Raw genomic sequence first — 20,717 nt, forward strand, 5'->3', positions numbered from 1 at the left:
GAATCGATTGTCACAGCTCGAAGAACGGGGTCTCGTCGCCGTCCGGGTCGGTGTTCTGCAGCACGATATCGAGGTGATAGCCGCCGTCGACCGACCGTGCAACGAGTCTGGCACGCTTGTGCTCTGGCAAGGCGGACAACACCGGATCGACGGCATTCGCCTCGGCCTCGTCGGGGAAGTACACCCGCGTCACGACTCGCTTGAGCATCCCGCGGGCGAAGATTCCGACATCGATGTGCGGGGCCTCGACGGCGTTGTTCTCGGCCGGTAACGGTCCTGGCTTGATCGTCGTGATGGACATCGTCCCGGTCTCGTCGGCGAACGTGCGCCCGAATCCGCGAAAGCCGTCGGTGCGCGGCGCAACCGCGCCCCGCGGGTCGTCGGGGTGATCGAACCGGCCGTCGGCATCGGCTTGCCAGGTCTCGATCATGGCGTCGGACATCGGGGTTCGCGAGCCGTCGATCAGAGTGAACGTCACCGTGACAGCTCCGTCCGTACCCGGCGGCACAACGTGTTCACCGTCGGGCCACAGCAGCCCGATGTGGACGTACGGGCCCACCGTTTGCGACGGGGTCTGTCCGAAGGACGCGGTGGTGAAATCGGCTCCGGCGACCACGGGATAGCGCGGCGCGAACTCGGGGTCAGTCATCGTGGTCGTCTTCCTCGAAGGGGGTGGCGTCTCGGCCGCGCAACACGATGTCGAACCTGAAGCCGAGGGCCCAGTTCTCCTGCGTTGCTTCGTAGTCGAACGTGCTGATCATGCGAGCACGAGCGTCCTCGGGTGCCGCGTTGTAGATCGGGTCCTGGAAGAACATCGGATCGTCCGGGAAGTACATCTGAGTCACCAACCGTTGGGTGAACGCCTGCCCGAACAACGAGAAGTGGATATGGGCGGGACGCCACGCATTGTGATGATTGCCCCAGGGGTACGCACCCGGCTTGATCGTGGTGAATCGGTAGCGGCCCTGCTCGTCGGTGAGCACTCGGCCGACTCCGTCGAAATGCGGATCCAGGGGTGCCGGCCAACGGTCACCGGAGTGCCGGTATCGCCCGCCCGCGTTGGCCTGCCACACCTCGACGAGAGTGTTCGGGATTGCCTTGCCGTCGCTGTCGAGTACCCGGCCGTGCACGATGATGCGCTGACCCTGAGCTTCGCCGCCGTTCGCCAGAGTCAGATCGGCATCGGCCACGGTGACCCGGCCTTCTCCCAGTACCGGTCCGGTGATCTCGGTGAGTCGCTGGGGGAGCAGCGTCAAGGGCTGCGCCGGGTGTCGCAGAGCCGTGGTGCGGTACTCGGCGAAGTCTCGCGGGGCGTTGACGCCCGCTTGATCCCGATAGTCGGGCGGGAGATGAAGCATCGAAGGTTCCTCACGATCGTGGTGATCTACGCAATAGCCACCCTACTGTTGTGTTCGCATGGTGGCAAGGTGTTCACATCACGCACGTTTTCGGGTAGCGTGGATCTCATGTTGCACAAAGTCGTGGCCAGCGCCACCGAAGCCGTATCGGACATCCCGGACGGATCCTCGCTCGCCGTGGGCGGATTCGGACTGGTAGGAGTGCCCGAGATCTTGATCGACGCAGTACTCGCGCAGGGCGCCACCGACCTCGAGACCATCAGCAACAACTGCGGAACCGACGGATTCGGTCTCGGAGTTCTGTTGGCACAGCACCGTATTCGCAGAACGATCAGCTCGTACGTCGGCTCGAACAAGGAGTTCGCGAGGCAGTATCTGTCCGGCGAACTCGAAGTCGAACTCACGCCCCAGGGCACTCTTGCCGAACGATTGCGCGCCGGCGGTGCCGGAATTCCGGCCTTCTTCACCCCGGCAGGCGTCGGGACGCAGGTTGCAGACGGTGGACTCCCGCTGCGCTACGACGGCAGCGGAGGTATCGCCCTGGCCAGTCCGCCCAAAGAAACGCGCGAATTCGACGGCCTCACTTACGTTCTCGAGCGCGGCATCGTCGCCGACTACGCGCTCGTGCACGCGTGGAAGGGCGATCGGCACGGAAACCTGGTGTTCCACGCCAGCGCGCGGAACTTCAATCCACCTGCCGCAGAGTCGGGTCGGATCACCATCGCGCAGGTCGAGCATCTCGTCGAGCCCGGCGAGATCGGGCCGGACGAAGTGCACACTTCGGGTATCCACGTGCAGCGGGTGGTCCACGTAGGCCCGGTCCAGGTCGGCATCGAGCAGAGGACAGTACGAGCATGAGCGAGAAGATGACCCGCGAACAGATGGCCGCTCGGGTGGCACAGGAACTCGGTGACGGACAGTACGTGAACCTGGGCATCGGCATGCCCACGCTCGTACCCAATTACATCGCCACCGACATCTCGGTGATCCTGCACTCCGAGAACGGAGTCCTCGGAGTCGGCCCGTACCCCACCGAGGACGAACTGGATCCCGAGGTCATCAATGCAGGGAAAGAGACCATCACCGTCCTTCCCGGTGCCTCCTATTTCGACTCCGCGCAGTCGTTCGGAATGATCCGCGGTGGCCAGGTCGACGTCGCAGTGCTGGGTGCGATGCAGGTCAGTGCCACCGGCGATCTGGCGAACTGGATGATCCCCGGGCACATGGTCAAGGGTATGGGCGGCGCGATGGATCTGGTGCACGGAGCGCGGCGCGTGATCGTGATGATGGAGCACGTCTCGCGCAAGGGTGAACCGAAGATTCTCGAACAGTGCACCTTGCCGTTGACCGGTAAGGGCTGCGTGCACAGGATCATCTCCGACATGGCCGTCCTCGACGTCACCGAGAACGGTCTCCGTCTCGTCGAGACCGCACCGGGTGTGTCCGTGAACGACGTCGTGAACGCTACTGCGGCCGAACTACTGGTCGACAGCACCGTCTGAGACCTCGACGCGGTCGGTGTGGGAGTAGAGGTTCATCGACCGACCTCGGAGAAATCCGATGACCGTCAGACCCGACTCTGTCGCGAGATCCACCGCCAGAGACGACGGTGCCGAAACTGCCGCGAGGATCGGTATGCCTGCCATGACGGCCTTCTGTGCCAGTTCGAACGAGGCGCGGCCACTGACCATCAGCACCATGCCGCGCAATGGAATTCGATCGTTGGTCACTGCCCAGCCGACGACCTTGTCGACGGCATTGTGGCGTCCGACGTCCTCCCGCAACACCAACATCTCGCCGTCGGCGGTGAACAGTGCCGCGGCATGTAGACCTCCGGTCGCATCGAAGACCTTCTGCGCAGCGCGCAGGGTGTCCGGCAACCCGGCCAGGGTCTCCGAGGTGACGACGACCGTGTCGGCCGCGGGGGAGTGCTTGGTGCGCAGTCGAATTGCATCCAAGGATCCCTTACCGCACACCCCGCACGACGACGTCGTGTAGAAATTCCGTTCGACTCCGGTCTCCGGGGGAGCGACGCCCTGGGCCAGCGTGAGGTCCAGGACGTTGTACGTGTTCGCGCCCTCGTCGTCGACCCCGTCGCAGTAACGAGCTGCCGCGATGTCGGCTCCCGAGGCGATCACGCCTTCGGTCAGCAGGAAGCCGTGTGCCAGCTCGACATCGTGTCCGGGAGTGCGCATGGTCACGGCCAATGCCTTGCCGTCGACCCGCAGTTCGAGCGGTTCTTCCACCACCAGGGTGTCCGGGCGCTCGACGCGGTGTCCGTTCCGGAGGCGGACCACCGGCCTGCGAGCAGTGATGCGCCCCATCAGTACCGGCTGTCTTCGTGGCGAATGCGGTAGTTCATTCTTCGATTGTGGACCTCGGTGTCATCGGTCCGTCGACTCGGTGGCCATAGCCGCCGTCAACGACACCATCCGGGGATGGTCGACGAGATCCTCGACCAGCACACGCCTGCCCTCTGCGTCGGCCAACGGAACCTTCCAGTTCTCGTACTGGGTTTCGTCGGTACCCGGCTGGTTCTGGATGCGATGTTCGCCGACGGCGTCGACCAGAGCAACACCGATCAACAGTGACGGGCTGCGCTGGACGAGACGATGCAGAGCTTCCACCGTCCGATGATCGTCGGCTGCGGTGTCGGTGTCGAGCAACCCGCGTTCGCGCGCCAGATCGAGAACCGCCTCGCGCTTGCGTGTGTCGACCTCTTTCTCGGCCTCGATGTCGCGCTCGAGCAGGCCGAGGCGTGATCGCAGGTCGATGTGCTCACCTCGGAGATACCCGGCCGTGGGTGGTAGGTCGTGCGTGGTCACCGAGGTCAGGCAGAGACTGCGGTACTCCTCGGGCGCGATCGGTCCGGAATCGTCGGCTTCGAACCACAGAATCGAGGTGCCGAAGATGCCGCGTTCGGTGAGATATTCCTGCACCATCGGTTCGAAGACGCCGAGATCCTCACCGACCACCACCGCGCCGGCCCGCTCTGCCTCCAGCGCCAGGATGCCGATCAGTGCTTCGTGGTCGTACTCGACATACGTTCCGCCACCGGCATTCTCGGCCTCCTGCGGAATCCACCACAGTCGGAACAGGCCCAGGATGTGGTCGACGCGGATGCCGCCGGCGTGCCGAAGGATCGTGCGCAGCATGTCTCGATACGGGATGTACGCCATTTCTCGGAGGCGGTCCGGGTCCCACGGCGGCTGGTTCCAGTTCTGGCCCTGCTGGTTGAAATTGTCCGGCGGCGCGCCCACCGTGACGCCCGAGGCGAGCACGTCGCCGAGGGCCCAGGCGTCGGCTCCGCCTCGGGCCACACCGACCGCAAGGTCGTGCATGATGCCGATGTCCATCCCCGCGTCGAGCGCACCGCGTTGCGCGGCGGCGAGTTGCTCGTCGCAGATCCACTGCAGCCACATGTGGAAATCGATGCGATCGGCCAGCTTCGTGCGTTGCTCTCGGACGAAGTCGGTTCGCGGATGCGCCGCTCGATCGGTCCAGATCGGATCCTGCGGGCCGAATTTCTCCGCAAGCGCACTCCATACTGCGAAGTCGCGGAGACCGTTACCCTCGCGCTCGACGAATGCACGGTACGCGGATTCACGAGCCGGGCTGCGCTCGACCTTGTGAACGCGTTCCAGGGCACGGAGTTTCGCCGTGAACGTCCGGTCTCGATTCAGCTTCTTGGTTCGTGTGTTCGCCTTGTCGAACCGTCTCGCTGCGTCGTGCACCTTGCCGAACTGCTTCGGCGAGAGTTGTGCCGTCTCGCGAATGTTCTCGACCCGAATGTAGAGCGAGTTGAAGAATCGGCGCGTGGTCGGCAAATACGGCGAGGCCTCCACCGGGGTGGTGGGTCGATCGGCGTGCAGTGGATTGACGAGGAGGTAGTCGAATCCGTGTTCGCGGCCGGCGATCACGGCCATGTCCTCGAGATCACCGAGGTCGCCGATTCCCCACGACCGTCTCGATCGCACCGAGTACAGCTGGGTGAGCAGCCCCGTTCGCTGACGGTCCGCCAGTTCGGCGTTGGGTGACAACGACTTCGGTGTGACCACCACAACGGCTTCCGACGTTCGGACCGTGTTGTCCTCGCTGATCGTCGTCGCCGTCAGAGTGTGCCATCCGAGGGGTGCGCTGCCGGGAACCACGAACGTGGCCCGACCGATCAGGCGGCCGTCGACGTCACGGGGATCGACCCACACATCGGCTTGCGGCACGGCGATGGTCTCGCCGTCCTCGGAGACCATCGAGACCTCCACCGGATTGCCATGCGGCACATGTACCCACACCACGGCATCGGTGCCCTGCGTGGCCACGACCACCGGAGGTAGCAGCCGTCGCCACGGTGCGTTGTCGATATCGGCCAGTGCTCGGTCGACGTCCTCGGCCGACTCGGTGGCGTAGCCACGTGCGGTGAGCACCTGTTGCAGCGTGTCGTCGCTCACCTCGTGTTCGGTGTCGTCCCAGCCTCGGTACGAGGTCGAAGTGCCGAGACGTCGGGCGAGAGTGCGAAGTGCCTGCGAGTGATCCACGATGTCGATCGTGCCAGTTCGCCGCCCATGCGTCACCCGGGCCGCCGGGTCGTTCATCGATCGTTCGTCCGGCTGCGGCGCGGGACGATCCGATTCCCGAACCGTGAGGATTGAAACCTGGTCGGCTGGGTAGTCTTGCCCGGCAAACGGTAAAACAGTGCGCGGCGACGATGGGAAGTGCGGATGGCTGGGGTCAGCAAGATCGAAGAACTGGAGAGAGGTTCCGGTGCACCGGTCGAGCTGAGGGTGCGCGCCGAGGCCGATCAGCTACCCGTGGTACGCGCCGTCGCAGAAACTCTCGTCGTACTGAGCGACTTCACGCTCGACGACATCGCCGACGTCAAGTTGGTCGTGGACGAAGTGTGTTCCCAGCTGATCAAGGGTTCGGTGGATGGTTCCGAGCTCTCGTGCCTGTTCTCGGTGAGTGACTCCGGGATCCGGATCGTCGTCACCTCCACGGTGGCGGCCGCGTCGGTGCCGAAGAAGGACAGCTTCGGCTGGCACGTTCTGCAAACCCTGACCGACTCCATCGAGCTGCGCGCACACGACGCAGACGACAGCGATGCGGCTCGAACGGTTGCCATCGACGTGGTCAAGCGGAGGAGCACGATCTAGTGCCGGTGCACGAACGAAGCACGCGGCGAGAGTCCGACGACTACAGCGATGTGGTCGCTCTGATCCAGCAGATGCAGGCGCTCGACGAGAACTCGCCACAGCGTCGGGTACTGCGCGATCGCATCATCACCCGTTGCCTGCCGCTCGCCGAACACATCGCACGCCGCTTCGGCGGTCGCGGTGAGGCCCATGAGGACTTGCTGCAGGTCTCCCGTCTCGGTTTGGTCAACGCTGTCGACAGATTCGACATCGAGCGCGGATCGGACTTCGTCTCGTTCGCCGTGCCCACCATCATGGGCGAAGCTCGTCGCTACTTCCGCGATGCGGGATGGTCGGTCCGGGTGCCGCGGCGCATGAAGGAACTGAACTCGATGATCTCGCAGGCGGTGGGATCGCTGTCGCAGAAATTGGGTCGAGCTCCGACGGCCAGTGAGATCGCCGTCGAACTCGGAATCGACGTCAAAGAAGCGTCACAGGCGTTGCTCGCGCGCAGCGCGTACCAGACCGTGTCGGTCGACTCGGTGGTCAGCGAGGACCGCCTCCCGTTGATGGACACCCTCGGCGCGGACGATCCCGAACTGGAAAAGATGGAGAGCTATCTTGCCGTTCGTCCAGCCCTGGAGAAGCTGCCCGAGCGGGAACGGCGCATCGTGGTGCTCCGGTTCTTCGGGTCGATGACCCAGACGCAGATCGCGGAGAAGGTGGGAATTTCGCAGATGCACGTCTCGCGGATTCTGGCTCGCACTCTCGCCCAGCTTCGCGAGGATCTCGGCGAGGACTGAGCCTGCCTTTGGCTAGGCTCGGTGCATGAGTATCTACGACGACGTCGACTCCTACATCGGTGCTCGGCGAGTGACCGATCTGGCGGTGAGCCCGGATTTCTCGCGAGCGGTGATAGCTGTTGCTGCCCTGGATGATTCGCGTACGGCATATCGGACGTCGTTGTGGGAGCTCGATGTCGACGGCAGGAAGCCTGCGCGACGCATCACTCACGGCGAGCTCGGCGAGAGCGCACCGGTGTTCACCGGTGGCGGAGACCTGTTGTTCTCGCGTAAGACGAGCAAGGACGATCCGGCTCGGTTGTGGATTCTGCCCGCAGCGGGGGGCGAGGCGAGAGTGCTCGAGACTCGATCTGCGGGAGTGAGCGGAATTCGGGCCGTTGCTACGGGGGCCGGGTTCGTCGGATTCTCATCTGTGTTCGGCTCGTCGTCCACCGAGGAGGACGACGACGCTCTGCGTACCGAACGCACGGCCAACAAGGTGGATGCCATTCTGCACACCGGCGTTCCGGTGCGGTACTGGGATCACGATCTGGGTCCGGCGACTCCACATCTGTTCGCTGGATCGGCGGACGGTTCGACGGCACTTCGTGACCTGACCCCCGATGCGCGGACCGGCCTGCACGAGGCGGCGTTCGATGTCAGTGCCGACGGTTCGTTCGTCGTGTCCACCTGGTCGGTACCAGGTGCCTTGGCGACGGTGCGAACCGTGTTGGTGCGCATCGACACCGAGACGGGGGAGCGAACCACGATCGTCGACGACGCCGCGGCCGATCTCGGTGCCCCGGCCATTTCACCCGATGGATCGTCCGTGGCGTTCGTGCGCGAATCGATGTCCACCCCCGAGGATGCTCCTCGACTGACTGTTCATCGATACGACTTCGGGGACTCTTCGGTGTCGGATCTGGCACCCGGCTGGGATCGCTGGCCGAGCGACCCGGTGTGGCTCCCGGACGGTTCGGGATTGCTCGTGACTGCGGACGACGACGGCCGGTCGCCGATCTTCGTCGTACGCGACGGCGCGGAACCGCGTCGGCTCACACAGACGGACGATGCCTACACACATGTGCACGTGTCCTCGGACGGCACCCGGGTGTTGGCGCTGGCCGCCTCGTATCTGGCTGCGCCGCATCCGGTGTCGATCGACCTGTCCGACGGCACCGTCAGTGCATTCGACATCGGCATCGATCACGGCCCGTTGCCCGGAACTCTCACGGAGATCGACACGATCGTCGCCGACGGCGCCCGAGTGCGCGGCTGGCTGGCGTTGCCGGACGGCGCCTCCGAGGCCGCACCCGCCCCGTTGCTGCTGTGGGTGCACGGCGGCCCGCTCGGTTCCTGGAACACGTGGTCGTGGCGATGGAATCCGTGGCTGATGGTCGCCCGTGGATACGCGGTGCTGCTGCCCGATCCGGCATTGTCCACCGGCTACGGCCAGGAGTTCGTGCAGCGAGGGTGGGGCGCGTGGGGCAAAGCCCCGTTCACCGATCTGATGGCGTTGACCGACGTTGCCGTCGAGCGGCCCGACATCGACCACACCCGCACCGCTGCCATGGGCGGATCCTTCGGCGGATACATGGCCAACTGGATCGCGGGTCACACCGACCGGTTCGATGCCGTCGTCACCCACGCGAGTCTGTGGGCACTCGATCAATTCGGGCCGACGACGGACGCACCGTGGTACTGGGCGCGGGAGATGTCGCCGGAGATGGCCGTGGAGAATTCTCCGCACCTGTTCGTGGCGGACATCGCGACGCCGATGCTGGTGATCCACGGCGACAAGGACTATCGCGTGCCGATCGGTGAGGGGCTCCGGTTGTGGTACGAGCTGCTCAGCGAGTCGGGTCTGCCCGCCGACGACGAGGGCAACACCGAGCACCGATTCCTCTACTTTCCGGCCGAGAACCACTGGATCCTCAGCCCGCCGCATGCGAAGGTCTGGTACGAGGTGGTGCTGGCATTCCTGTCGCAGCACGTACTGGGTGAGAGCGCGTCGATGCCGCGAATCCTCGGCCACTAGAATCGCCCGGTGACCAGTTCCGTGCCAGAGACACCCGACAATCCAGCAGACCGCTTGCCCAAGAACTGGGACCCGAGTGAAGTAGAGGCCGAGCTGTACCGTTCCTGGGTCGACGCCGGGTACTTCGAGGCCGACGCCAGCAGCGGCAAGCCGCCGTACTCCATCGTGCTGCCTCCACCGAATGTCACCGGCAGCCTGCACATGGGGCACGCTCTGGATCACACCCTGATGGATGCGCTGAGCCGCCGCAAGCGGATGCTCGGGTTCGAGGTGCTGTGGCTACCGGGCATGGACCACGCGGGCATCGCCACGCAGACCGTGGTGGAAAAGCAGCTCGCAGCGGACGGAAAGACCAAGGAAGAGTTCGGCCGCGAGCTGTTCATCGACAAGGTCTGGGACTGGAAGCGCGAATCCGGCGGAACCATCGGCGGCCAGATGCGACGCATCGGCGACGGTGTCGACTGGAGCCGAGAGCGGTTCACCATGGACGACGGTCTGTCCGAGGCCGTACAGACCATGTTCAAGCGGATGTTCGACGACGGCTTGATCTACCGCGCGGAGCGGCTCGTCAATTGGTCGCCGGTGTTGCAGACTGCCATTTCCGACATCGAGGTCAAGTTCGAGGACGTGGAGGGCGAACTCGTGTCGCTCCGTTACGGCTCCCTCGAGGATGCCGAGCCGCATGTGATCGTCGCGACCACGCGAGTGGAGACGATGCTCGGCGACACCGCGGTAGCGGTGCACCCCGACGACGAGAGGTACAAGGCTCTGGTCGGTACCACCCTCGAGCACCCGTTCACCGGTCGGCAGATCCCGATCATCGCCGACGACTATGTCGATCCCGAATTCGGCACGGGCGCAGTGAAGATCACCCCGGCACACGACCCCAACGACTTCGAGATGGGTGTGCGGCACTCGCTGCCGATGCCGTCGATCATGGACAAGGCCGGCCGAATCACGGACACCGGAACACAATTCGACGGTATGGACCGCTTCGAGGCGCGCGTCAAGGTTCGTGAAGCTCTCGCCGAACAGGGCCGCGTGGTCGCCGAGAAGCGTCCGTACTTGCACAGCGTCGGCCATTCCGAGCGCAGCGGCGAGCCGATCGAGCCGCGTCTGTCCTTGCAGTGGTGGGTCAAGGTCGACGGTCTGGCGAAAGCTGCCGGCGACGCAGTGCGCAACGGCGATACCGTCATTCACCCCAAGAGCCAGGAACCGCGCTGGTTCTCCTGGGTCGACAACATGCACGATTGGTGCATCTCGCGCCAGTTGTGGTGGGGGCATCGGATTCCGATTTGGTACGGTCCCGACGGTGAGACCGTCTGCCTCGGACCGGGAGAGAGTGCACCCGAGGGCTGGGAGCAGGATCCCGACGTCCTCGACACCTGGTTCTCGTCCGGACTCTGGCCTTTCTCGACGATGGGGTGGCCGGAAGCCACTGCTGATCTCGAGAAGTTCTATCCCACCGGTGTTCTCGTGACCGGTTACGACATCCTCTTCTTCTGGGTCGCCCGCATGATGATGTTCGGCACCTACGTCGGAGCCGACGATGCGATCACCGCGGGCAAGCAGGGACCGCAGGTTCCGTTCCGAGATGTGTTCCTGCACGGATTGATTCGCGATCAGTACGGCAAGAAGATGTCCAAGTCGCGCGGCAACGGAATCGATCCGCTCGATTGGGTCGACCGATTCGGTGCGGATGCGCTGCGCTTCACGCTCGCTCGCGGTGCCAACCCGGGTGCGGACATGTCGGTCGGCGAGGACCACGCGCAGTCCTCGCGCAACTTCGCGAACAAGCTCTTCAACGCCACCAAGTTCGCCCTGATGAACGGTGCGGCACCGGCAGACCTACCTCCGCGTGCCCAGCTGACCGACGCCGACCGGTGGATCCTGGACAGGCTAGAACAGGTTCGCGCAGAAGTGGATTCGGCGTTCGATCGCTACGAGTTCAGTAAGGCCTGTGAGGCGCTCTACCACTTCGCCTGGGACGAGGTCTGCGATTGGTACCTCGAGATCGCCAAGGTCCAGTTCGCCGACGAGGCCATCGCCGCCACCACGCGCGGAGTGCTCGGAAACGTGCTCGACGCGTTGCTGCGCCTGCTGCATCCGGTGATCCCGTTCGTCACCGAGACGCTGTGGAAGGTGCTCACCGGCGGCGAGTCACTGGTGATTGCGGCGTGGCCGAGCCCTGCCGGCGATTCTCTGGATCCGGTTGCAGCACAACGCATCGAGGATATGCAGCGACTCACCACCGAGATTCGCCGATTCCGCAGCGATCAAGGACTCAAGCCGTCCCAGAAGGTCGCGGCCCGCATCGTCGGAGTGTCCGAAGCCGAACTCGACGGACAGATCTCGGCGGTCACCGCGCTGGCCCGACTGACCGAACCGGCCGAGGACTTCGCGGCCACGGCGTCGGTGGAGGTGCGACTGTGCAAAGCGACTGTGGTCGTCGAGCTGGACACCTCGGGCACCGTCGACCTGGTCGCCGAACGCGCTCGACTCGTGAAGGATCTTGCCGCCGCCGAGAAGGAGTTGGCGCAGACCACCGGCAAGCTCGGTAACGAGGCGTTCCTCGCGAAGGCCCCGGATGCGGTGGTGGACAAGATCAGAACGCGACAGTCCATCGCGCAGGAAGAAATCGTCCGGATCACCGCGCGCATCGAATCGATGGGGAACTAAGTGACCGAGCCCGACGACGCCCTACCGACGCCGCCGCCGAGTCCGGTCGATCTCGCCGAACTGGCGCTGGTCGAGGCCGAGCTCGACAAGCGCTGGGGGGAAACGAAGATCGAGCCGTCGACGGCTCGGATTTCGGCGCTGATGGACCTTCTCGGTTCGCCGCAGAAGGCGTATCCGTCGATCCATGTGGCAGGTACCAACGGCAAGACCTCGGTCACGCGCATGATCGATGCCCTGCTCACTGCCTTCCACCGACGCACGGGCCGCACCACCAGCCCGCACCTGCAGATGGCCACCGAGCGGATCAGTATCGACGGGCGTCCTGTGTCTCCGCGGCTCTATGTCGACACCTACAACGAGATCGCACCGTTCGTCGAGATGATCGACGCGCAATCCGAGGCCGCGGGCGGACCACGAATGAGCAAATTCGAGGTGGTCACGGCAATGGCGTTTGCCGCGTTTGCCGAGGCTCCGGTGGAGGTCGCCGTCATCGAGGTCGGGCTCGGCGGACGCTGGGACGCCACCAACGTCGTCGACGGCGAGGTCGCGGTGATCACCCCGATCGGGCTGGATCACGTCGAATTCCTCGGCGACGACCTGGCGACGATCGCAGGGGAGAAGGCGGGGATCATCAAGAAGGCACCGGAGTCGCTCGTGCCACGGGACACCGTCGCGATCCTGGCGAAGCAGAAGCCCGAAGTATCGGATGTTCTGTTGCGGGCGGCAGTGCAAGCGGACGCTGCGGTAGCGCGAGCGGGATCGGAATTCACCGTGCTCGGCAGGCAGATCGCAGTGGGCGGTCAGCAACTGGAACTTCAGGGGCTCGGCGGGGTGTATACCGACATCTTTCTTCCGCTGCACGGCGAACATCAGGCTCACAATGCGTCCCTCGCGCTGGCGGCGGTCGAGGCGTTCTTCGGTGCCGGCCCGGATCGTCAACTCGATCAGGACACCGTTCGCGCCGCATTCGCGACGATCGTCAATCCCGGGCGACTCGAGCGGGTCCGCAATGCCCCCACCGTGTTCCTCGACGCTGCGCACAACCCGCACGGAGCCGCAGCCCTCGCAGCGGCCCTCAACGACGAGTTCGACTTTCGCAAACTGGTCGGCGTCGTCAGCGTCATGGCGGACAAAGACGTCGGAGCCATTCTCGACGAACTGGAGCCGGTCTTCGACGACATCGTCGTCACCCACAACGGGTCGGCACGGGCGATGGATGTGGACGCACTGGCCGACATCGCCGTGGCCAAGTTCGGCGACGAACGCGTCGTCGTGGCATCGACCCTGCCCGACGCCCTCGAGACAGCCATCGGTTTGGCCGAGGAAGTCGCCGAGCCGGGAGAAGCAGTCTCCGGTGCCGGGGTGGTCGTCACCGGATCCGTGGTGACCGTCGGCGCAGCTCGCACTCTGTTCGGAAAGGACCCCGCGTGAGCGAGCCAGAGTTTCGACCACCCACGAACGACCCGTGGAAGGGCTTCCGCGGCGTCGTGGCGGGAACCCTCGTCCTCGAAGCCATCGTCACACTGCTGGCGTTGCCGGTGGTGGCGACCCTCGGCGGCGGCGCGACCTGGTTCTCGACGACGTACATCGTGGCGCTGGCGGTCGTGATGATTCTCGCGGCCGGCAAGCAGGGGGAGCCGTGGGCGATGAAGCTCAATCTGATTCTTCAGCTGTTCGTGCTGGCCGGGGCCGTGTTCCACCTCTCGATCGGGGCCGTCGGCCTGATCTTCATCGCGGTCTGGCTGTATCTGCTCTACCTCCGCCGCGACATCACCGAACGGATCCGGCGCGGAATGCTGCCGGGACAGCGGGACTGACAGGGATCGCACCTGTTTCGGCGATGCGCCGCGTCCGGCTGGGCTCGGGTCCACTACTGTCGTCGACGTGACCGACCGCACCCTTGTACTGATCAAGCCCGACGGAGTTGCCCGGCGTTACGTAGGAGAGATCCTCGGCCGCGTGGAGAAGAAGGGTCTGAGCATCGTCGCACTCGAGCTCAAGACCGTCTCCCGTGAACTGGCCTCGGCTCACTACGCGGAGCACGAGAGCAAGCCGTTCTTCCCCGATCTGCTCGAGTTCATCACGTCCGGACCCGTCGTGGCCGCCGTTCTCGAAGGCCCCCGTGCCATCGCCGCCTTCCGACAAATCGCCGGTGGCACCGACCCGGTGGCCAAGGCCGTACCCGGCACCATCCGCGGTGACCTCGCGCTCGACGGTCAGCAGAACCTGGTGCACGGGTCGGATTCCGTCGAGTCGGCCGAACGCGAGATCGCCCTCTGGTTCCCAGGCCTGGTCTGACGGTCCCATCCTCGGCAGTACAGCAACGCATCCGCGCAGCCACGCCGCAACCGCTCGGTACCCGATCGGTGCGGCGTGGCGAGTACGCATCATCGCGTATGGGATACTCGACGGAGATCGACTCCACAGCACGAGTACGTACAGGTTTCACGCTCCACCGAAGTCACGGCTTCACCGAAGTTCGCTAGACCCGTGTCGTGGATTCGATCGGATGACTGTCGTCTATCCGCTGCCCGTCATCGCAGATGCTCGAACGAGAGACAGGCTCGTTCGCGTTCTTGCTTGATGATCAGGCGCTCGGATCGCCGGGACACCACCATCCAGCCAGGCACTGCACACGTTGTCGTCGACCACCGAGAACTCCGACGTGGTCACCGGCTCGAGTGCGGAGCGAGACAGAACAGCTGACGTCCAACCCGACGTGAGTACACAAGGATTGCCCTCGCGTGGCCGCGTCACACCCGTCATCGGATGAACGCGCCCGGGGGCCCGAGGAGACTACGTGGCCGATCAAAGCCCGCCCGAAGATGTACAGAACGAGAACGTGGGAGGTCCGGAGCGCGACGATGCGGTGCCCCCTGTGGAAACAGGCGCGGCGTCCCAGGCGCAACCCGACACCATCGAGCTCCCCACCAGGCTGCGTGTACATGCACTGGCCAAGATTCTCGGGGTCACCAGCAAGCAGTTGCTCGTCACCCTGGGTGAACTCGGCATCGAAGCGCGCAGCGCCCAGTCGAGCTTGAGCCGCGACGTCGCCGAGTCCGTCCGCGACTCGGTGAACGCTCCCGCTGCGCCGGTGGTCGATTCGCCCGCCGAACGGCCCGAGCCGAGCGCTCCGTCCGAGGTCCCTCCTGTCGACGTGCCGTCGCCCGAGACATCGTGGTCCGAGCCCCAGCTGTTCACCAGCGCAGCCGCGGCCGAACCCGAGGCTGCCCAGCCTGCGGCGACGACCGACCAGCCCACGGCAACCACGTTTGCCACCCCGCTCTTTCTGCAGCCCGCCGCCGTGGATGCTGCGGCACCGGAGTCCGATGAGTCACCGGCAGAGCCCCCGGCACGTCGTCGGCGCAGTCGCAAGGCAGCGCCCAAGGACGAGGCGGCCAACGCCGACGCCACCGAGACCGCCGACACGACCGAGACGACCGCCGCGACCGAGACGACCGCCGGGGTCCAGGCGGCCGAACTTCGGACCGACGGGACCGAGACCGACGAGTCGACTGCGTCCGACAGCTCCACGGACGACGACGGCGACGATGACCAGTCGCAGCCACGGCGCCGCCGGCGGGGGCGTCGCGGCCGGGGGCGTGGTCGTGGAGAACAGTTCTCGGACGAGAACTCGACCGACGAGAATGCGGACGACGACTCCAGCAGCGACACCGGCACCGACAGCACCGATTCTGCCGACGCAGAGTCGTCCGATGGACTCGACGCGGACTCGGACGAGTCCTCTGCCGGTGACGAGCAGCAGTCGGGATCGGGCCGACGTTCGCGTCGGTCGCGCTCCCGAAACCGATCCTCGGATCGCCAGAACTCCGACTCGAACGATTCCGCGGACGACACCCGCTCAGCGGATGCCTCGGCCGAGGACAAGGACGACGAGTCGGATTCGGATGCGCAGGACAACTACGACGACGCCGACAACGGTGGTTCGGAAGGAGACGGTTCCAGCCGCCGTCGCCGTCGCCGCCGTCGTCGTAAGACCGGAGCCGAGGTAGCGGCCGAGGCCGCGGCGTCCGAGGACGACCCGCCGAACACCGTCGTGCACGAGCGGGAGCCACGGAACAAGAGCCGCGCGCCCAGGGACGAGGTCCAGGGGATCACCGGCTCGACCCGACTCGAGGCCAAGCGTCAGCGGCGACGCGACGGTCGCGATGCCGGTCGTCGTCGACCGCCGATTCTGACCGAATCCGAGTTCCTGGCGCGGCGTGAGTCCGTCGACCGGGTCATGGTCGTGCGCGAGAAGGCCACCCCGGAGCACCCGTTGACCACACAGGTTGCTGTGCTGGAGGACGGCGTGCTCGTGGAGCACTTCGTCACCAGCAGCGCCACCGCGTCCATGGTCGGAAACGTCTATCTCGGACGCGTCCAGAACGTGTTGCCGAGCATGGAAGCAGCCTTCATAGACATCGGCCGTGGCCGCAACGGTGTGCTGTACGCCGGCGAGGTCAACTGGGACGCCGCCGGCCTGGGTGGCAACTCGCGAAAGATCGAACAGGCTCTCAAGCCGGGCGATCAGGTTCTCGTCCAGGTGAGCAAGGATCCCGTAGGGCACAAGGGCGCTCGTCTGACGACGCAACTCTCCCTCGCAGGACGCTTCCTCGTCTACGTGCCCGGGGGTAGCTCCACCGGCATCAGCCGCAAGCTGCCCGACACCGAGCGCAAGCGTCTGAAGGACATTCTCCGGGACATCGTTCCTCCCGAGGCGGGCGTGATCATCAGGACCGCGGCCGAAGGCGTCAGCGAGGAAGAACTTGCCCGCGATGTGACGCGACTGCAGGCACAGTGGGCGAGCATCGAGGAGCGCTCGGCCAATGCCGAGACCGGCAAGGGTGTGCAGCCGCAGACCCTCTACGAAGAGCCCGACATGCTCGTCAAGGTCATTCGTGACCTGTTCAACGAGGACTTCTCGAAGCTCGTCATAGAGGGCGACAAGGCGTGGACGACCACGTCGAACTATGTCGAGACCGTCGCTCCCGACATGATGGAGCGGCTGCATCGGTACGAGGCCGACGGCAGTTCCGTCGACGTCTTCGGCGCGCACCGCATTGACGAGCAGCTGGCCAAGGCCCTCGATCGCAAGGTATGGCTGCCTTCGGGCGGCACCCTGGTGATCGATCGCACCGAGGCGATGACCGTCGTCGACGTCAATACCGGCAAGTTCACCGGTTCGGGCGGCAACCTCGAAGAGACGGTCACCCGCAACAACATCGAGGCGGCCGAGGAAGTCGTCCGTCAGATGCGCTTGCGCGACATCGGCGGAATGATCGTGGTCGACTTCATCGACATGGTGCTCGAATCCAACCGTGATCTGGTGCTGCGTCGACTGACCGAGGCGTTGGGTCGTGACCGCACGCGTCACCAGGTCTCCGAGGTGACCTCGCTCGGGTTGGTGCAGATGACTCGAAAGAAGCTCGGCACCGGGCTCGTAGAGGCGTTCTCCACCAACTGCGAGCACTGCCAGGGACGCGGCATCATCGTGCATCCGTTCCCGATCGACGCCAAGCCGGACAACGACGGCCGCTCGAATTCTTCGCGCTCGGAGTCGAGCAGCTCGGGCACGAGCAGCAGGCGACGACGCGGCAAGGACAACAAGGCCGACGGAAACGACGGCAGCGAGCGCACCACCCCGAACTCCCAGTCGGGAGCCGCGGACGGAGCCGAGCATCCCGTTGTCGACCCGTCGATCAAGCGGGCTCACCCTGTCGCTCTTGCGATGGCGGCGCACCACGACGACGTGGTGGCCGACGTCAGCCCCGCCGATGTCGAGACACCGCCTGCACGTGAGACTCCGGAGGCAGCTGCTGAGGTGACGGTTGTCTCTGCCGAGGATGTCGACGTTGCTGCCGCATCGGTCGCCGATGCGGAGTCGAACGGCGCTCTCGTTGCCGAGACCACCGAGTCGGCAGCCGACCGGACTGCTGCCGAGCCGCCCGCCGAGGTCGAACCGGTGGCACCGAAGGCTCGGCGGGGACGCCGGGTCGCGCGGAAGGCGGCTGCTCCGACCAGTGCGGCACCGGACGCCGGTGTGGTTCTCGTGGTGCCGGTTTCGGGCGACGCCGCCTCTGTCGGTGGGGCAGAGGCCACCGAAGCCGAGGTGTCGGAACCGCTGACGTCGGCGGCCGAGCAACCCGTCGAGCCGGTGGAGGTGCCGACAGCACGACCTCGCAGGCGGCGCGCCGCGGCACGGCCCGCTGGTCCCCCGGTGGACATCGACGTCTAGCGGGAGAGGGCGGTTTGACCCTGGCCGTCTCTCTGCCGTAACCTTGATAAGTCGCTCCCGGTGACACCGTTCTGCTGTGCCGTAGTGGTCCTGCAGGTGACGACGGTTCTCGGGTCGGTCGTGATGGTGAACATCGCTGCCGACCGTGTGGGAGCAAGCAAACACGTAATACCAGACCAGTCGTGTTGCCATGCGCAGCGCGAGCAAGTTCGAAGAAGCAAGGGGTAGCCCTCCGATGGCAACGTACGCGATCGTCAAGACCGGCGGAAAGCAGTACAAGGTCGCTGTTGGTGACCTCGTCAAGGTCGAGAAGATCGAGGGAGCGCCCGGCACTGCTGTCTCGCTTGCTCCGGTCCTCGTCGTAGACGGATCCGACCTGACCACAGATGCAGACAAGCTGGCGAAGATCTCGGTCGCCAGTGAGATCGTCGAGCACACCAAGGGCCCGAAGATCCGCATCCACAAGTTCAAGAACAAGACCGGATACCACAAGCGTCAGGGACACAGGCAGAAGCTGACTGTCCTCAAGGTCACCGGCATCAAGTAACCAGGTCTCACCGGGCCCGAGTTCTTTTCAGCTGATTCACCCCGAGGAGGGTATGCAACATGGCACATAAGAAGGGTGCATCAAGCTCCCGTAACGGTCGCGACTCGAACGCACAGCGCCTCGGCGTCAAGCGCTTCGGCGGCCAGACCGTCGGCGCAGGCGAGATCCTGGTCCGTCAGCGCGGCACGCACTTCCACCCCGGCGTCAACGTCGGCCGTGGCGGCGACGACACCCTGTTCGCACTCGCTCCCGGCGCAGTCGAATTCGGTGCCAAGCGCGGACGCAAGACCGTGAACATCGTTCCGGTTGCTGTAGAGGCCTAGTCCTTCTGCAGCGCTCGCGCTGGTAGGTGATCGATCCGAGTTGCAACTGCTCGGTCGGACACTCACGGCGTTCGTTCACAGCTCCCGATAGGGGCGGACCAGGGTCACGAGACCGGTCCGCCCCTATCGCTTTTTTCTCCTGCTTTTTCTCAGAAAGGATCGAAGACAGCTATGTCACGATTCATCGACCGCGTGGTGCTGCACGTCAGCGCCGGCAAAGGTGGCAACGGCTGCTCTTCGGTTCACCGCGAAAAGTTCAAGCCTCTCGGTGGTCCGGACGGTGGAAACGGCGGACAGGGTGGCGGTGTCATCTTCGTCGTCGACAGCAACGTCCACACTTTGCTCGACTTCCACTTCTCCAGCCATGCCAAGGCGGGCAACGGAACTCAGGGCATGGGCGGTAACCGTGAGGGTGCCAACGGCGAGGACCTGATTCTCAAGGTTCCCGACGGCACTGTGGTTCTCGACAAGAAGGGCAACGTCCTCGCCGACATGATCGGTGAGGGAACACGTTTCGACGCGGCCCCGGGCGGACGTGGTGGCCTCGGCAACGCTGCACTCGCATCCAAAGCTCGTCGGGCACCCGGTTTCGCGCTGCTCGGCGAAGAGGGCATCGAGCGCGAGCTCGTCCTCGAGCTGAAGTCCGTCGCCGATGTCGGTCTCGTCGGTTTCCCGTCGGCCGGCAAGTCGTCGCTGGTCTCGGTGCTCTCCGCAGCGAAGCCCAAGATCGCCGACTACCCCTTCACCACACTGGTACCGAATCTCGGCGTAGTTTCCAGCGGCGACACCACGTTCACCGTTGCGGACGTACCCGGATTGATTCCCGGTGCGAGTCAGGGGCGCGGTCTCGGGCTGGACTTTCTGCGACACCTCGAGCGTTGCGCCGTGCTCGCACACGTAGTCGATTGCGCAACACTGGATCCGGGTCGTGATCCGATCTCCGACGTCGACGCTCTCGAAGCCGAGTTGGCCGCATACAAGCCGGCCCTGTCCGGCGATGCCAGCCTCGGCGACCTCGCCGATCGACCCCGCATCGTCGTACTGAACAAGGCCGACATCCCAGAGGGTGCAGAACTCGCCGAGATGGTGACCGCCGAGTTCGAGTCCCGCGGCTGGCCGGTGTTCACCATCTCCGCAGTGACGCGCGCCGGCCTCAAGCCACTGACGTTCGCGTTGGCGAAGCTCGTCGAGGACTACCGCACGGCCCACCCGGCACCGGAGCCGCGTCGTCAGGTGCTGCGTCCGGTCGCTCGAAACGACGACAGCTTCAAGGTCGTCAAGGACCCGGACATCCCGGACGGCTTCATCGTTCGGGGAACGCGCCCCGAGCGGTGGGTTCGCCAGACGCAGTTCACCAACGACGAGGCCGTCGGCTACCTCGCAGACCGTCTCGCACGCCTCGGCGTCGAGGACGCGTTGATCAAGGCAGGTGCCCAACCGGGTGCCTCGGTCACCATCGGCGAAGTCTCGTTCGACTGGGAGCCGCAGACTCCGGCCGGTGTCGAGATCACCATGACCGGCCGCGGCACCGATGCTCGACTCGATCAGGTCGAGCGCATCGGCGCATCCGAACGCAAGCATGCCCGCCAGGTACGTCGCGGGCTCGATACCGAACAGGAGTAG

The 20,717-nt window shown here is 65.1% G+C and carries 17 protein-coding genes; 13 read left to right on the forward strand and 4 right to left on the reverse strand.

All coding sequences use genetic code 11. The annotated features are described in order from the left end of the window. Nucleotides 1-10 precede the first annotated feature (10 nt). The gene (gene pcaG / locus ASG84_RS26265; RefSeq protein ID WP_057479873.1) at nt 11-649 is read right to left on the reverse strand and encodes a protocatechuate 3,4-dioxygenase subunit alpha; all 639 of its coding nucleotides are present in this window, start codon (nt 647-649) and stop codon (nt 11-13) included. Continuing rightward, nucleotides 642-1,358: a protocatechuate 3,4-dioxygenase subunit beta gene (pcaH, locus tag ASG84_RS26270; RefSeq protein ID WP_057479874.1), complete on the reverse strand. Its 717-nt coding sequence runs from the start codon at nt 1,356-1,358 to the stop codon at nt 642-644. The genes pcaG and pcaH overlap by 8 nt, the downstream gene beginning before the upstream one ends. Before the next feature lie 108 nt (nt 1,359-1,466). Here pcaH and ASG84_RS26275 point away from each other — a divergent pair, with 108 nt between their 5' ends. Both ASG84_RS26275 and ASG84_RS26280 read left to right on the forward strand, forming a co-directional pair. Continuing rightward, complete coding sequence (locus tag ASG84_RS26275) at nt 1,467-2,216, forward strand: CoA transferase subunit A (RefSeq protein WP_200936722.1); 750 nt, start codon at nt 1,467-1,469, stop codon at nt 2,214-2,216. Next, entirely contained in the window at nt 2,213-2,860 is a 648-nt protein-coding gene (locus ASG84_RS26280) for a CoA transferase subunit B (RefSeq protein WP_057479875.1), read from the forward strand. Before ASG84_RS26275 ends, ASG84_RS26280 begins: the two co-directional genes overlap by 4 nt. Here the strand turns inward: ASG84_RS26280 and fdhD are convergent. Together fdhD and malQ are read right to left on the reverse strand one after the other, a co-directional pair. Beyond that, a complete protein-coding gene (fdhD, locus tag ASG84_RS26285; RefSeq protein WP_057479876.1) occupies nt 2,837-3,682 on the reverse strand; it encodes a formate dehydrogenase accessory sulfurtransferase FdhD in 846 nt (281 codons plus the stop codon). The two genes, ASG84_RS26280 and fdhD, sit on opposite strands and share 24 nt — an antisense overlap. Before the next feature lie 60 nt (nt 3,683-3,742). Beyond that, nucleotides 3,743-5,893, reverse strand: a complete 2,151-nt coding sequence (malQ, locus tag ASG84_RS26290) for a 4-alpha-glucanotransferase (RefSeq protein ID WP_057479957.1) — start codon at nt 5,891-5,893, stop codon at nt 3,743-3,745. A 183-nt stretch (nt 5,894-6,076) separates the two neighbouring features. On the opposite strand from malQ, the gene ASG84_RS26295 reads away from it, so the two are divergent. From ASG84_RS26295 to obgE, 11 genes are all read left to right on the forward strand, one after another. Beyond that, complete coding sequence (locus ASG84_RS26295) at nt 6,077-6,508, forward strand: anti-sigma factor (RefSeq protein ID WP_057479877.1); 432 nt, start codon at nt 6,077-6,079, stop codon at nt 6,506-6,508. Next, complete coding sequence (locus tag ASG84_RS26300; RefSeq protein WP_032379207.1) at nt 6,508-7,290, forward strand: SigB/SigF/SigG family RNA polymerase sigma factor; 783 nt, start codon at nt 6,508-6,510, stop codon at nt 7,288-7,290. Before ASG84_RS26295 ends, ASG84_RS26300 begins: the two co-directional genes overlap by 1 nt. 25 nt (nt 7,291-7,315) lie before the next feature. Next, complete coding sequence (locus tag ASG84_RS26305; RefSeq protein WP_057479878.1) at nt 7,316-9,307, forward strand: prolyl oligopeptidase family serine peptidase; 1,992 nt, start codon at nt 7,316-7,318, stop codon at nt 9,305-9,307. Between the two features lie 9 nt (nt 9,308-9,316). Beyond that, nucleotides 9,317-11,986 carry a valine--tRNA ligase gene (locus ASG84_RS26310; RefSeq protein WP_057479879.1) on the forward strand — a complete coding sequence of 890 codons (2,670 nt, stop codon included), beginning with the start codon at nt 9,317-9,319 and terminating at the stop codon, nt 11,984-11,986. Further along, complete coding sequence (folC, locus tag ASG84_RS26315) at nt 11,987-13,417, forward strand: bifunctional tetrahydrofolate synthase/dihydrofolate synthase (protein ID WP_057479880.1); 1,431 nt, start codon at nt 11,987-11,989, stop codon at nt 13,415-13,417. Next, the gene (locus ASG84_RS26320) at nt 13,414-13,803 is read left to right on the forward strand and encodes a DUF4233 domain-containing protein (RefSeq protein WP_032379204.1); all 390 of its coding nucleotides are present in this window, start codon (nt 13,414-13,416) and stop codon (nt 13,801-13,803) included. Before folC ends, ASG84_RS26320 begins: the two co-directional genes overlap by 4 nt. 67 nt (nt 13,804-13,870) lie before the next feature. Then, nucleotides 13,871-14,284: a nucleoside-diphosphate kinase gene (gene ndk / locus ASG84_RS26325; protein WP_057479881.1), complete on the forward strand. Its 414-nt coding sequence runs from the start codon at nt 13,871-13,873 to the stop codon at nt 14,282-14,284. A gap of 502 nt (nt 14,285-14,786) precedes the next feature. Next, nucleotides 14,787-18,224, forward strand: coding sequence for a translation initiation factor IF-2 N-terminal domain-containing protein (locus tag ASG84_RS26330; RefSeq protein WP_156399723.1), 3,438 nt, complete (start codon nt 14,787-14,789; stop codon nt 18,222-18,224). A gap of 235 nt (nt 18,225-18,459) precedes the next feature. Further along, complete coding sequence (gene rplU, locus ASG84_RS26335; protein WP_027497555.1) at nt 18,460-18,771, forward strand: 50S ribosomal protein L21; 312 nt, start codon at nt 18,460-18,462, stop codon at nt 18,769-18,771. Between the two features lie 59 nt (nt 18,772-18,830). Further along, entirely contained in the window at nt 18,831-19,094 is a 264-nt protein-coding gene (rpmA, locus tag ASG84_RS26340) for a 50S ribosomal protein L27 (RefSeq protein ID WP_032379202.1), read from the forward strand. Nucleotides 19,095-19,265: 171 nt separating this feature from the next. Beyond that, nucleotides 19,266-20,717: a GTPase ObgE gene (obgE, locus tag ASG84_RS26345; RefSeq protein WP_057479882.1), complete on the forward strand. Its 1,452-nt coding sequence runs from the start codon at nt 19,266-19,268 to the stop codon at nt 20,715-20,717.

The organism is Rhodococcus sp. Leaf278 (assembly GCF_001426085.1).
GTDB lineage: Bacteria > Actinomycetota > Actinomycetes > Mycobacteriales > Mycobacteriaceae > Rhodococcoides.